Source organism: Pseudomonas sp. 43mfcvi1.1 (assembly GCF_900115935.1).
Taxonomy (GTDB): domain Bacteria; phylum Pseudomonadota; class Gammaproteobacteria; order Pseudomonadales; family Pseudomonadaceae; genus Aquipseudomonas; species Aquipseudomonas bijieensis.
In genome coordinates this window covers 330820-344403 of the sequence record NZ_UETT01000002.1, presented here as the reverse complement: position 1 = coordinate 344403, position 13584 = coordinate 330820, and the positions used below count along the sequence as shown (strand labels likewise).

General features: G+C 60.7%; 9 protein-coding genes. 5 read left to right on the top strand and 4 right to left on the bottom strand.

Features of this window, described 5'->3' with window-relative positions:
- The 4 genes from aceF to msrA all read left to right on the top strand — a co-directional run bounded on the left by aceF (position 1) and on the right by msrA (position 7038).
- Complete coding sequence (aceF, locus tag DTP52_RS04930; protein ID WP_109752105.1) at positions 1-1641, top strand: dihydrolipoyllysine-residue acetyltransferase; 1641 nt, start codon at positions 1-3, stop codon at positions 1639-1641.
- A 351-nt stretch (positions 1642-1992) separates the two neighbouring features.
- Positions 1993-3384, top strand: coding sequence for an alkaline phosphatase D family protein (locus DTP52_RS04925; RefSeq protein ID WP_109752104.1), 1392 nt, complete (start codon positions 1993-1995; stop codon positions 3382-3384).
- Positions 3385-3578: 194 nt separating this feature from the next.
- Positions 3579-6272 (top strand): bifunctional diguanylate cyclase/phosphodiesterase, encoded by a 2694-nt coding sequence (locus tag DTP52_RS04920; RefSeq protein ID WP_109752103.1) that lies wholly within the window; start codon positions 3579-3581, stop codon positions 6270-6272.
- Positions 6273-6390: 118 nt separating this feature from the next.
- On the top strand, positions 6391-7038 hold the full coding sequence (msrA, locus tag DTP52_RS04915; protein WP_109752361.1) for a peptide-methionine (S)-S-oxide reductase MsrA: 648 nt from the start codon (positions 6391-6393) through the stop codon (positions 7036-7038).
- 122 nt (positions 7039-7160) lie between these two features.
- On the opposite strand, the gene DTP52_RS04910 is transcribed toward msrA, so the two are convergent.
- The 3 genes from DTP52_RS04910 to tssI form a co-directional block, all read right to left on the bottom strand.
- Positions 7161-8000 (bottom strand): 23S rRNA (adenine(2030)-N(6))-methyltransferase RlmJ, encoded by an 840-nt coding sequence (locus DTP52_RS04910; protein WP_109752102.1) that lies wholly within the window; start codon positions 7998-8000, stop codon positions 7161-7163.
- Between the two features lie 81 nt (positions 8001-8081).
- Positions 8082-8813 carry a DUF4123 domain-containing protein gene (locus tag DTP52_RS04905; protein WP_162893888.1) on the bottom strand — a complete coding sequence of 244 codons (732 nt, stop codon included), beginning with the start codon at positions 8811-8813 and terminating at the stop codon, positions 8082-8084.
- Positions 8810-10864 carry a type VI secretion system tip protein TssI/VgrG gene (tssI, locus tag DTP52_RS04900; RefSeq protein ID WP_109752101.1) on the bottom strand — a complete coding sequence of 685 codons (2055 nt, stop codon included), beginning with the start codon at positions 10862-10864 and terminating at the stop codon, positions 8810-8812. Before tssI ends, DTP52_RS04905 begins: the two co-directional genes overlap by 4 nt.
- Before the next feature lie 266 nt (positions 10865-11130).
- Here tssI and DTP52_RS04895 point away from each other — a divergent pair, with 266 nt between their 5' ends.
- Entirely contained in the window at positions 11131-11625 is a 495-nt protein-coding gene (locus DTP52_RS04895) for a DUF2165 family protein (RefSeq protein ID WP_109752100.1), read from the top strand.
- 220 nt (positions 11626-11845) lie between these two features.
- Here DTP52_RS04895 and putP read toward each other — a convergent pair whose 3' ends face one another.
- On the bottom strand, positions 11846-13330 hold the full coding sequence (gene putP / locus DTP52_RS04890; RefSeq protein WP_109752099.1) for a sodium/proline symporter PutP: 1485 nt from the start codon (positions 13328-13330) through the stop codon (positions 11846-11848).
- Positions 13331-13584: the final 254 nt, after the last annotated feature.

Here is a 13584-nt window from a genome sequence, read left to right as displayed (position 1 = left end):
GTGAGCGAACTCATTCGCGTACCTGACATCGGCAGCGGTGAAGGTGAAGTAATTGAACTGTTTGTGAAGGTCGGCGACCGCATCGAAGCCGACCAGAGCATCCTGACACTTGAATCGGACAAGGCCAGCATGGAAGTGCCTGCGCCGAAGGCCGGTGTGATCAAGAGCCTGAAAGTGAAGCTGGGCGACCGCCTGAAAGAAGGCGACGAGTTGCTGGAGCTGGAAGTCGAGGGCGCCGCCGCGGCGCCTGAAGCGGCCGCACCCGCTGCTGCCCCGGCCGCGGCTGAAAAGCCTGCCGCCGCACCGGCTGCCGAGGCGGCTCCCGCACCCGCTGCTGCGCCTGCCGCTGCCACGGTCCAGGACATTCATGTCCCGGACATCGGTTCGTCGGGCAAGGCCAAGATCATCGAGGTGCTGGTCAAGGCTGGCGACACCGTCGAAGCCGACCAGTCGCTGATCACCCTGGAATCCGACAAAGCCAGCATGGAAATCCCATCGCCGGCCGCCGGTGTGGTGGAAAGCGTCGAGGTCAAGCTGGACGACGAAGTCGGCACTGGCGACCTGATCCTGAAGCTGAAAGTAGCGGGCGCCTCGGCACCTGCCGCGCCAGCCCCAGCCGCTGCGCCTGCCGCCAAGGCTGAAGCAGCTCCAGCGCCAGCCGCCGCGCCTGCGGCCAAGGCCGAAGCGGCTCCTGCGCCTGTTGCCGCCGCGCCTGCGCCAAGCGGTGCCAAAGTGCATGCCGGTCCTGCGGTGCGTCAGTTGGCCCGTGAATTCGGCGTCGAGCTGTCTGCCGTTGGCCCGAGTGGTCCACACGGTCGCGTGCTGAAGGAAGATGTGCAGGCCTACGTCAAGGCCATGATGCAGAAGGCCAAGAACGCACCGGCCGAAGGCGCCACTGGCGGCGCGGGCATTCCGCCGATCCCGGCGGTGGACTTCAGCCGCTTCGGCGAAACCGAAGAAGTGGCCATGACTCGCCTGATGCAGATCGGCGCGTCGAGCCTGCATCGCAGCTGGCTGAACATTCCCCACGTGACTCAGTTCGACCAGGCCGACATCACCGAGCTGGAAGCCTTCCGCGTCGCCCAGAAAGCCGTGGCGGAAAAGGCCGGTGTGAAGCTGACCGTGCTGCCGCTGTTGCTCAAGGCCTGTGCGCACCTGCTCAAGGAACTGCCGGATTTCAACAGCTCCCTGGCGCCAAGCGGCAAGGCAGTGATCCGCAAGAAATACGTACACATCGGCTTTGCCGTCGACACCCCGGAAGGCCTGCTGGTACCGGTCATCCGCAACGTCGACCAGAAGAGCCTGCTGCAACTGGCTGGCGAAGCCGCTGCCCTGGCCGAAAAAGCCCGGAACAAAAAGCTCACCGCCGACGACATGCAGGGCGCCTGCTTCACCATCTCCAGCCTCGGCCACATTGGCGGCACCGGCTTCACGCCGATCGTCAACGCGCCGGAAGTGGCGATCCTGGGTGTTTCCAAGGCCACCATCCAGCCTGTCTGGGATGGTAAAGCCTTCCAGCCGAAGCTGATGCTGCCACTGTCGCTGTCCTACGATCACCGTGTGATCAACGGCGCCGCCGCCGCACGCTTCACCAAGCGTCTGAGCGACCTGCTGGGCGACATCCGTACCATCCTGCTGTAACACCGGGCGGCCCTCCCTTTGCGGAGGGCCATCCGGACCGCTGTTTTCCGAGCGCCACGCTCGTACCTCAACCCCGCCCGTTTGGCGGGGCTTTTTTTTGCCTGCCATTCAAGCCAGTCAGCAGGCCGGGCGCTTCTGTGGGAGCGAGCCTGCTCGCGATAGCGGTATGCCAGACATCCCAGCACTTTTCCTACCCCGCAAGTTTTAAATGACTACGCCCCCTATTAGTCATTACCCACAACCTGTGCCCCCTCCCCTCTCGATATTTATGACGCGCGGCGCTTTAGCATCAAACCGCCAAGGCAACTTGATGCTTACCCCCACCGATTACAACTTCGAATGGATTCGAACATGTTCAAACCTACCGTCGGCCCCATCGTCGGCCACACGACAACGGATCACGCTCGGATATTTCTGCGAGGCGATCTCGACAACAACCTGGTATTCGCCGGAGTTCGCCACAGGCGCCAAGGTGATCCCCACTGGTCGAAAGGGCATTTCGTCCAACTGAAGGCCTACCGCGACATGTCCGATGTCATCGTGTTGAAAGGCCTGCAACCCGACACCGCCTACGAATACCAGGCCGGCTGGTTCAGCCCCCTGAGCCCCACCCATACTGTGGAAACCGTCCAGGAACTGCCGCTGCAATGGCCCCGCAACACTTACTGCTTCCGAACGCCGGCCAGCAGAACCAACGCACCGCGCGCTTACATCGTGGGTTCTTGTCGCTACTTGCGAATCGCCGCCCGCACCCCATTGTTACCCGGGCTTGGGGACCGCACCTTTGCCGGTATCAATCGCATCGTGGCACAGGCCAACCCGCCGATCAGCGCAGTGTTAATGATCGGTGACCAGGTTTATCTCGATGACCTTAACGTCATCGGCCCGGACCGAATCTATAAGAACATTCTCTTCAGGTACCGTGCGGTGTTTACCCAGCCGCACATCAGGAAGTTAATGTCGGGCATCCCTACCTACATGATCCTCGACGACCATGAAATCGAAGACAACTGGCCCGCCAGGAAAACCGTCAACGACGACGTTCTATACGCAAATGCCATGGACGCTTATGGGCTTTATCAGGCCAGCCATGGGCCCGCCCATGAACTGTCGGGCGACGGAAGATTAAACAAGTCGTTAACGCACTACTGGTACATCCTCACTCACGGCGATATCCAATGGTTCGTCACCAACAGCCGGACGCAACGCAATCTGTCGGCGGACGACCGACGCATCCTCGACGAGGAACAGGAACAGTCTTTGCTCCAATGGCTCATCGACAGCCCCGCCCGGGTCAAACTCATCGTGACCAGCGTCATGTTCTTCCCTGACAGCAAGCACAATGACGGCGATGCCTGGCAGGCCTTCCCCGAACAACGCCTGCGCCTGCTGGAAACCATTCGCCACCATCGGATCAAAAACGTGGTTTTCGTCTCGGGCGATGTCCACGGCTCCATGACCAGCCGATTGCGTCACAGCGAGGATCCTGATTTCGAGGTCAACACCGTGGTTTCCTCGCCGTTCTACAACAGCAAATTGCTGCCTTTTGCAAAAGCCTCGGATTTTATTTTCCACAGGCCCATGGCCCGCACCAAAAGCGGTCAGTATCGCTATGAACTGACCAGCAAAGTGGTGAGCCAAGACAACTTCGCCCGCCTGCATGTCACGGCGCAGAGCCTTCAAGTCACTTTCCACGACCGGGACGGCGCCCCCTTGCAGAGCGTCGATATACCACTGCAATGACAGGCACTGGTACCTTCCATGGCCTCTGATCGGTCGGCGACTGGAGAAATCCCCTCGTCGGCCGATAAAAGGTTTATAGCACTTGGCCTTCATCTCTCTTGTCAGCCAGTGCCGCAATGATGCAACCTTGCGCCAATCCGTAATAACGAGGGCGTCAGCCCGGCGCGATCAGCATTTTCGAAGCGAGTTTCCCCATGAAAAGCCAACCCGATGCCGCCAGCCGTATGGCGGCCGAGGTAGTGACGCAGTTACCGGTGCCCTCGCGGCTCGGTATGCTGCGTTTCGAACGGCTGAATGAAGCAAGCTGGGCGCTGTTGTTCCTCGACCCCAACTGCGAGCGATACTTCGGCCTGCCGGCGGTAGAGCTGTGCTCGCTGGTCAGTGCGCCCTATGCCAGCCTGATGGAGCCCGAAGCGCGCTATCAGTTGCATGACGCCATCCAGCAGCAACTGGCCCAGGCCTCGCATTACCAGATTCGCTACACGCTACACACCGCCAAAGGCCCGATGAACGTGCTGGAAACCGGTGAGGCCTATAAGCAACACAATCGTCATCTGCTGCGCGGTTTCCTGCTGGCGGTGGACAATTTGCTGCAAGGCGAACCCTCCATGCCGGCCCTGGACCTGGAAACCCAGAATTCACGCTTGCAGATCGCCCTGGAACTGAACCAGCGCGCCCAGCAAGAACAGCTCCAGCATCTGGACCGGGTGCGAGCCCAGCAAGACCTGATTCTGCTGCTGACCCGTCAACGCTACAGCGCCAACAATTCCCTGCTCGAAGCGGCCGAACTCATCACCCGCAGCGCCTGTGACATCTACCAGATCGACTGCGCCAGTATCTGGAACCTGGACGACGGCAAACTGGTACCGATCTCCGCCTACAACCGCGCTTCCCAGGAGTATTTCCTGCCGGAGGTGATCGACGCCAACGACTTTCCCGACTACATGGAGGCGTTGCAGACCTGCCGCGCCATCGACGCTCACAACGCGATGCGCGACCCGCGCACCCGGGAAATGGCCGAGAGCCTGCGCGCCCGCGACGTCAACGCCATTCTCGACGCCAGCATTCGTATCGACGGCCAGGTAGTCGGCGTACTGTGCCTGGAACAGGTCGGCGTCACCCGAGCCTGGCAATCGGACGAAATCGCCTTCGCCGGTGAACTGGCCGACCAGTTCGCCCAGGTCATCAACAACCACAATCGACGAACCGCGACCAGCGCCCTGCACTTGTTCCAGCGCGCCGTGGAACAGAGCGCCAATGCGTTCCTGCTGGTCAATTGCGACGGTGTGGTGGAGTACGTCAACCCAAGCTTCACCGCGATCACCCAGTACACCACCGAGGAAGTCCACGGCCAACGCCTCTCGGAACTGCCGGCCCTGGAGAACCTCAGCGAACTGCTGTTCGACGCGCCATCGGCGCTGGCCCAGAGCAACAGTTGGCAGGGCGAATTCAAGAGCCGGCGCAAGAACCTGGAACCCTACTGGGGCCAGTTGTCGATTTCCAAGGTCTACGGCGACAACCGCGAACTGACGCACTACATCGGCATCTACGAAGACATCACCCAGACCAAGTTGGCCCAGCAGCGCATCGAGCGCCTGGCCTACACCGACAACCTGACCAACCTGGGCAACCGTCCGGCGTTCATCCGCAACCTCGATGAACGCTTCGCCCGGGACAGTGATTCGCCCATCAGCCTGCTGCTGGTGGACATCGACAACTTCAAGCGCATCAACGACAGCCTTGGCCACCAGACCGGTGACAAGCTGCTGATCAGCCTGGCTCGGCGCCTGCGCAACAGCCTGAGCCCCAGCGGCAGCCTGGCGCGATTCGCCAGTAACGAATTCGCGGTCCTGCTGGACGACACTGACCTGGAAGCCGGGCAGCAGATCGCCAGCCAATTGCTGATGACCCTCGACAAACCCATGTTCGTCGACAACCAACTGATCAGCGTGACCGGCTCCGTGGGCCTGGCCTGCGCTCCGCTGCACGGCCGCGATCCACAGACCCTGATGCGCAACGCCGGCCTTGCCCTGCACAAGGCCAAGGCCAACGGCAAACATCAGGTCCAGGTATTCACCGAGGCGCTGAATGCCGAGGCCAGCTACAAGCTGTTCGTGGAAAACAACCTGCGCCGCGCCTTGACCCAGAACGAACTGGACGTGTTCTACCAACCCAAGTTGTGCTTGCGCAGCGGCCGTCTGCTGGGCATGGAGGCGTTGCTGCGCTGGAACCATCCGGAAAAGGGCATGATCCGCCCGGACCAGTTCATCAGCGTGGCCGAAGAAACCGGGCTGATCATCCCTATCGGTAAATGGATCGCCCGCCAGGCCTGCCGCATGAGCAAGCAATTGACCGCCGCCGGCCTGGGCAACCTGCAAGTGGCGATCAACCTGTCGCCCAAGCAGTTCTCCGACCCCGACCTGGTCGCCTCCATCGCCAGTATCCTCAAGGAGGAACAACTGCCGGCCCGGCTGCTGGAACTGGAGCTGACCGAAGGCCTGTTGCTGGAAGCCACCGAAGACACCCACTTGCAGCTCGACCAGCTCAAGCGCCTGGGGCTGACCCTGGCGATGGACGACTTCGGCACCGGTTACTCGTCCCTGAGCTACCTGAAGAAATTCCCGATCGACATCATCAAGATCGATCGCAGCTTCATCCATGAGATCCCGGACAACCAGGACGACATGGAAATCACCTCGGCGGTGATCGCCATGGCCCACAACCTGAAACTCAAGGTCGTGGCCGAAGGCATCGAAACCGCCCAGCAGTTGACATTCCTAAGGCGTCACCGCTGCGATGTCGGCCAGGGCTACCTGTTCGACCGCCCGATCCCCGGCGCCGAGCTGATCGAAAAGCTCAAGCGCTACCCCCGCGGGCCGCTCGTCTGACGGCCTTGCCTGCCCCTACGTCCATCCCCTCGTCAACGCTGTGTCTTTCTTAACTAACCGGCATTGGGCACACTGACGGTCTATTTCGCTCAACCCAATCTGACTGAGAGGACTGATGATGGTCTTGCGCTCGGAAATCCTGGTGAACAAAAACGTGCTCCCTACTCAAGAACAAGCCCTGCCTGGCCGTGAAACCCCAATGACCGTGCCGGAAAAACACTTCGTACTCGACGCGCCGCTGCTGGGCCCGTTTGCCATGGACGTGGATTTCGCGATCTTTGGCCTGGGCTGCTTCTGGGGTGCGGAACGCAAATTCTGGCAGCGCGAAGGCGTGGTCAGCACGGCGGTGGGTTACGCCGGCGGCTTCACGCCAAACCCGACGTATGAAGAAGTCTGTTCGGGCCTTACCGGCCACAGCGAGGTGGTACTGGTGGTCTATGAGCCGGCAAAAGTCAGCTACGACCAGCTTCTGAAAATGTTCTGGGAACTGCACAACCCGACCCAGGGCATGCGCCAGGGCAATGACATCGGTACCCAATACCGCTCGGTGATCTATGCCACCAACCCGGCTCAACTGGCGGCGGCCAAACACAGCGAGCAAGTATTCCAGGCTGAGTTGACCAAGGCAGGCAAAGGCACCATCACGACCGAAATCGAAGAAGCACCGACGTTCTACTTCGCCGAGGCCTACCACCAGCAGTATCTGGCGAAAAACCCGGAAGGCTATTGCGGGATTGGCGGGACCGGCGTGACGTGCCCGATCTGAACCCTCTGTCCTGAAAAAAAGCTTCGCGAGCAAGCTCGGCTCCCACAGGGATTGGTGGCAGTGCGTCCACATGTGGGAGCGAGCCTGCTCGCGATGGCGGCCTTCCAGACGCCATCGGTGCATCAGCTTTCAGCGATCAACCAATCCATCTGCCACCCACCTTGGGTCTGCCCCAGTTTTTTCGACAGCCACGGCAGCAGTTCACGCAGCTCCTCCTCCAGCCCCCACGGCGGATTGGCAATCGCCAGGCCGGAGCCGTTCAGGCTGTTGGGCGTCGCCAGTGGGTGCACCAGCAACTCCACGCGTAACAGCTTCGGCGCCCCTGTGCCGGCCAGGTCCTGGTAGAAACGGCGCAACATCCGCTGGTCCTTCACCGGGTACCAGATCGCGGCCACTGTCTGGCGCATCCGGCCAATGGCCTCCTTGAGCGAAGCGGCGCAGCGCTGCATTTCGTCAAGCTGTTCGAAGGGCGGATCGATCAGCATCAGGGCACGCTTCTCCGCCACCGGCAGCAGTGCTCGCGACACATGCCAACCTTCACCCAGGTGTACCGCCACGCGACGGTCGCCTTTCATGTTGTCCTTGAGCAATACACCGTCTTCAGGGTGTTTCTCATTGAGCAGCACACGGTCCTGCGACCGGGTCAGGCGCCGCGCCAGCTCCGGCGAGCCCGGGTAGTAGCGCAACTGCCCGTCCGGGTTCATCTCGCGCAGCACCTTCATGTAATCGGCGGTCAATGGCGGCAGATCGCTCTCGCCCCACAACCGCGCGATGCCTTCCAGGTACTCACCGGTACGGTTGGCCTGGTCACCCTGCAAGTCGTACAACCCGATGCCCGCATGGGTATCGAGGTAAGCGAAGGGTTGCTCCTTGCGCGACATCAAGGCGATGAGGCGGGTCAAGGTCAGGTGTTTGAACACATCGGCGTGATTGCCGGCGTGGAAGGCGTGGCGATAATTCATGGCGGCTCCTGCGAAGGGCGACGAGTTTACCTCGAAGCGCGTCGGACGTCAGGCGTTCGCAGCCCGGCGGACAGGCCACAATCAGCCCAGCTCTCGCACCAGATACGCCAGCAATGGCGCCTTTGATGCTTCAACCGACTCCGATCGCTCAAGAAAGTAGGCAATCTTGCTGCGCAGGACGCTGTCGTCGACGCGCTCGAACAAATACGGATGCTCTTCGCCCAGCCAAGTGAGCAAGTTATCCAACAGACAGTCCGTCGGGATCTCGGCCATTGTCTCCAACAACGCGACGGGTACCTGCCACCATGGAAAAGCCCGGGCCGCCCGCTGGGCATTTCCCATGATCTCAAGGGATTGCCCGTTGATCAGGCAGCGCGTGATGACTGGCAAGAGTTGCCCGGCCTCCACCTCCGTCGATTGCAGGATCGACCGCACAAAGCGCCCATCCCAAAAACGCAGGAAGACCGGCTTGCCACCCGGCAACAGCACCTGCGTGAGCCCCCGCAAATGTTCGGCAAGGGTCTGCTGGTTCACACACGAAACCGCCAGCCAGCCCCAATCGAGCGAGTCGGTGGCGGCTATCCAATCAAGAAATCCGTTGTCCACGCCGACAAGCCCTACATAGGGCATGACCGATTCCCACTCGGCGTATGGCGTGTCGGCCCAGATCGGACTCGCCTCCGAGCTCATCGAGCGCTTCCAGGCCGACAACACCCCGGCGCTACTGGCGTTGCTGAAGATGGCGAAAAGTTGCTCGCAGGCCTGCAAGGGATGGTCCTCAAGCCAGGCGCGGGGAGATTGACCGCAGCTCATGGTCGCTCCTGGATATCGACAGGTTTGCGAAAGACCGATGGCGCTACGCAGACGCCGCTTCTGCAACGTTCACACTCCTCGCAGAACGGCGCCGAGCCCTGGAAACTGAGGATTTGCGCGAGGGAAAGCGCAGGCGCCGCAGCGACCCGTTTCTCGGCACTGCCTGGCGTGCCGGATGCCGCGCTCATGACCGCCATCGGCGCCCCACCGACCTCGATCGGCACGCTGCTGGAGATCCCGCCGGCCCCGATGCTGATCCAATGGCCGCCGGCCTGGAGGGTCACACTGGCACCCGCTTCCAATACTACGTGTTGGCCGGCGCTGACATGAAACTGCTGGCTCGCACTCAGCACCTGACTGGTGACACGAATATGCCGTTCGCCACTCACCAGCAGATGATCATCCTGCCGGACTTCAGCCCGGCGCCGACCATGGGTAAGGCGCTGTTCATCGGCCTTGAGCTCGTGTCGCGCCGTACCGGTGACGACAATGCTGCGCTCATGATCGACCTGCACCCGCTGGTCATGCAGCACATGCTGGGTCCAGTTTCGCTGGGCCCGCAGGTAGATCTCCTCGGCGCCCTTGCGATCCTCGATGCGCAGTTCGTTGTAACCTCCCCCGCCAGGGCTGCTCCGACTGCGCAACAGGCTGCGGGTCTTGTCCGCCGGCAAGTCCAGCGGCACCGGGTTGGCGCCATTGGGCAGACAACCCACCACCATCGGCTTGTCCACGTCGCCATCGATGAACCCGACCAGGACTTCCATGCCAACCCGGGGGATCATCACCACGCCATAGTGATCGTGGGCCCAACCGGAGGCCACACGCAGCCAGCAGCTGGAATGTTCGTCGTGTTTACCGTCGCGATCCCAGACCAACTGCACCTTGACCCGCCCGAACTCATCGCAATGGATCTCGCTGTCGACCGGCCCGGTCACCACCGCCGACTGATAACCATGGGCCCGCGGCTTTTCGTGATGCAGGGGTGGCCGAAAGAACACGTCCCATGGCGTGGCGAGAAAGGTATTTTTGTAACCCTGGAATTCATCCGGGCCGGCACTGGCGACTTCTTCCAGCACCTGCGGTTGACGACCATGATGGTCGACATGCGTCAAGAGCCAGAGATCATTGAACTGCTCACGAGGATGCTCCTTCATGCACATGAAATGTCCGCTGACGAAGGCGCTTTCATCGCTGCCGCCCTCTGCCACGCGCTGGTCGGCACCATGACGCTCAAGGGCGCGCCGGGTCAGATGCTTGCCGTCGTCACGGGCAGAGAATCCGCCGGGATAGCGATAGTCTTCCAGGGCAGGACGCTGCCGATTATCCAAATGGGTTTCCAATAACAAGCCGGGCTTGCGGAAGTCGTAATCGCGCAACGTTACGGCAGTGGTGCAGGTCTGGAGCCGCACCGCCAGGCGCTTGATCGCCGACTCGTCGGCGACCATGCCGCTGTCCGGCAGGTACAGCGTCGATTCGGGCAGGCGGGGAAACACCGTCTGGTCGTCACCGAACACCAGCAGATGGCCGTCAGGGCGGTGCCTGAAGTGATAATGGATACCGACTTCGGCGCAAATTCGCTCGATGAAGGCCAGGTCGCTTTCGCCATACTGCACACAATATTCGCGTTCGGGGTACTGCCCGCCAAGCGTGAACTGGCAGGCATCCGCCAGGATTCCGTGTTCCTTCAACACCCGGGCGACGATATCGGGCACGCTCAGGTGTTGGAAAATCCGCTGGTTGATGCGATGGCGCAAGTAGGCCAGGCGAGGCACCAGGCTGATCTGGTAACGGGTCAGGCGTTTGCCCGAATCCCCCTGGGCCACGCTGTAGACCTGACCGTGTATGCCACCCTTCCCGCCATCGAAACCCAGAAATGCCTGGCGATGCAGGAGTTCTTCCAGTGCCAGGTCAGACCGCTCACTGACCAGCTCCAGGTCAAAACGATAGGGCTGACTGATGGCTTCCGTGCCCTTGAACTCAAGCACCTTGAGGTCATTCGGTCCGCTGTCGAGCGTCAGCGTGAAAAGCGGTGGGTTGGCAGGCGGGAACATCCGATGTGCCTCTGCAAAATGGAGGCGGGCGATTGTGCATGAGCCCTACGCAAAGCTGATCGACCCTCATTAAAAACAGATTTGCCTTACACCCAAGAAGATAAAGGCATGCGGCATGCGCTGTATTTTCCGACAGACATTCCTTGCGTGACGGCAAACTGAAATGGCCGCACGAACAATCAGCAACTTCCTACAAAGTGACGGGCCTCGGGACTGCAACTGGCCGTGCTAACGTTCTTTCGTCGCAAAAAGCAAAGGAAGCACCGATGACGATCCGTTACGCAAAAATCGCAATGATCCTGGCGCTCGCCGCCTTCGCCTTCCTGACCGTGTTCAACAACATCACGGACTACAGCTCCAACTTCAATTTCGTCCATCACGTGCTGAGCATGGACACCACCTTCCCCGACAATGCCGCCCGATACCGGGCCATCGATCAGCCCTGGATGTGGCATGGCGCCTATTGGCTGATCATCGTCGGCGAAGCGCTGACAGCAGGGCTTTTGGGTTACGGCACACTGAAACTGTGGCAGGCACGCCGGGCCGAGGCCTCGGTGTTCGCCCGCGCCAAGGGGTGGGCCGTTGCCGGTCTGACGGTGGGTTTCTTCGTCTGGTTCTTCGGTTTCATGGTCGTCGGCGGCGAGTGGTTCCTGATGTGGCAATCAGAAGTCTGGAACGGCCAGGATGCCGCGTTCAGGTTCTATATGGCGATTTTGGGCGTGTTGATCTTTCTCAACCAGCCTGACACCGAGGTGAAGTGATGCGCGTCCTTTGAAGATCCAGCGTGGGAGCGAGCCTGCTCGCGATAGCGGCGTACCAGCTTGCCTGGATGCTGAATGTGACACCTCATCGCGAGCAGGCTCGCTCCCACAGGTAACAGGCGTGGTCGATAAATTCCGCGCATAAAAAACGGCCCGTTTCCATTGGAGACGGGCCGTTTTCATGTTCTTCAAGCGCGCCGTCAAGGCCGCGCTGAAGGTCTTACTGATTCAGACGGAAATCTTTCTCGGCCGCTTCGAAGCGCTGCAGCATACCGGCGGTAGGCGAGCCCATCTTGCTGACAACGTAGATGGCCAGGCTGGCGAAGATGAAGCCCGGGATGATTTCGTACAGGCCCAGCAGCTCGAAATGCTTCCAGACGATCACGGTGATCGCACCGACCAGGATGCCGGCCAGCGCGCCGTTACGGGTCATGTTCTTCCAGATCACCGAGATCAGCACAACCGGGCCGAACGCGGCACCGAAACCGGCCCAGGCGTAGCTCACCAGGCCCAGTACGCGGTTTTCCGGGTTGGCGGCCAGGGCGATGGCGACCAAGGCCACCAGCAACACCATGGCACGGCCGACCCAGACCAGTTCCAGCTGGGAAGCGTTCTTGCGCAGGAAGGTCTTGTAGAAGTCTTCGGTCAGGGCACTGGAGCACACCAGCAACTGGCAGCTCAGGGTGCTCATTACCGCCGCCAGGATGGCCGACAGCAGGACACCGGCGATCCACGGGTTGAACAGCAGTTTCGCCAGCTCGATGAACACGCGCTCATGGTTTTCGGTCACCGGACCGGCCACTTCAGGGTGCGCCGAGAAGTAAGCGATACCGAAGAAGCCGACAGCCACGGTGCCGCCCAGGCACAGGATCATCCAGGTCATGGAGATACGACGGGCGTTGGCGATGGACTTGACCGAATCAGCCGCCATGAAGCGCGCCAGGATGTGCGGTTGACCGAAGTAGCCCAGGCCCCAGCCCATCAGCGAAATGATGCCGATGAAGGTGGTGTTTTTCAGCATGTCGAAGGACGAAGGATCTTTCGCTTCGATGGCCAGGAACGTGGTGTCCACGCCACCGGTGGCCAGCAGCACGATGATCGGCGTGAGGATCAGCGCGAAGATCATCAGGGTGGCTTGTACGGTGTCGGTCCAGCTCACGGCCAGGAAACCACCGACGAAGGTGTAGGCGATGGTCGCGGCGGCACCGGCCCACAGCGCGGTCTCGTAGGACATACCGAAAGTGCTTTCGAACAGACGGGCGCCGGCGACGATGCCGGAAGCGCAGTAGATGGTGAAGAACACCAGGATGACCACCGCGGAGATGATCCGCAGCAGGCCGCTGTGGTCCTCGAAACGGCTGGAGAAATAGTCTGGCAGCGTCAGCGCGTCACCGTTGTGCTCGGTCTGCACCCGCAGGCGCCCTGCCACGAACAGCCAGTTGAGGTAGGCACCGACGATCAGGCCAATGGCGATCCAGCTTTCCGACAGGCCAGACATGTAGATGGCACCCGGCAAACCCATCAACAACCAGCCGCTCATGTCGGAAGCACCGGCGGACAATGCCGTGACCACGCTGCCCAGGCTACGACCGCCCAGGATGTAATCGGAAAGGTTATTGGTGGAGCGGTAAGCCATCAGACCGATCAGGACCATGGCTGCGATGTAGATCACGAAAGTGATCAAGGTGGGATTACTAACACTCATGAGTTACGCCCTGGCTTTGTTTTTATGTAGCGGTGGCAGTTGAAAGCGTCGACAACGCGGACGTTGTAGCGACGATTTGCAGTCCCGCGAATTTATGACTGATGTTTCCCCAGGAAAGCCATCAGCCGATGCCCCTCGACTTTCAAGCCGGTTGCACCTTGGCCGCGAATGCTATTCAACAAATGAAATAAGGTGCAACCTGTTTCGCTCGAATAAGTTGCACCTGATCGGTTTTATCGCAGAATCTGTACTTT

Bases quoted from the DNA above. Each gene is read 5' to 3' on its own strand.
- DTP52_RS04925 (WP_109752104.1), top strand. From the start codon at position 1,993: ATGTTCAAACCTACCGTCGGCCCCATCGTCGGCCACACGACAACGGAT.
- DTP52_RS04920 (WP_109752103.1), top strand. From the start codon at position 3,579: ATGAAAAGCCAACCCGATGCCGCCAGCCGTATGGCGGCCGAGGTAGTG.
- msrA (WP_109752361.1), top strand. From the start codon at position 6,391: ATGGTCTTGCGCTCGGAAATCCTGGTGAACAAAAACGTGCTCCCTACT.
- DTP52_RS04910 (WP_109752102.1), bottom strand. From the start codon at position 8,000: ATGAATTATCGCCACGCCTTCCACGCCGGCAATCACGCCGATGTGTTC.
- DTP52_RS04905 (WP_162893888.1), bottom strand. From the start codon at position 8,813: ATGAGCTGCGGTCAATCTCCCCGCGCCTGGCTTGAGGACCATCCCTTG.
- tssI (WP_109752101.1), bottom strand. From the start codon at position 10,864: ATGTTCCCGCCTGCCAACCCACCGCTTTTCACGCTGACGCTCGACAGC.
- DTP52_RS04895 (WP_109752100.1), top strand. From the start codon at position 11,131: ATGACGATCCGTTACGCAAAAATCGCAATGATCCTGGCGCTCGCCGCC.
- putP (WP_109752099.1), bottom strand. From the start codon at position 13,330: ATGAGTGTTAGTAATCCCACCTTGATCACTTTCGTGATCTACATCGCA.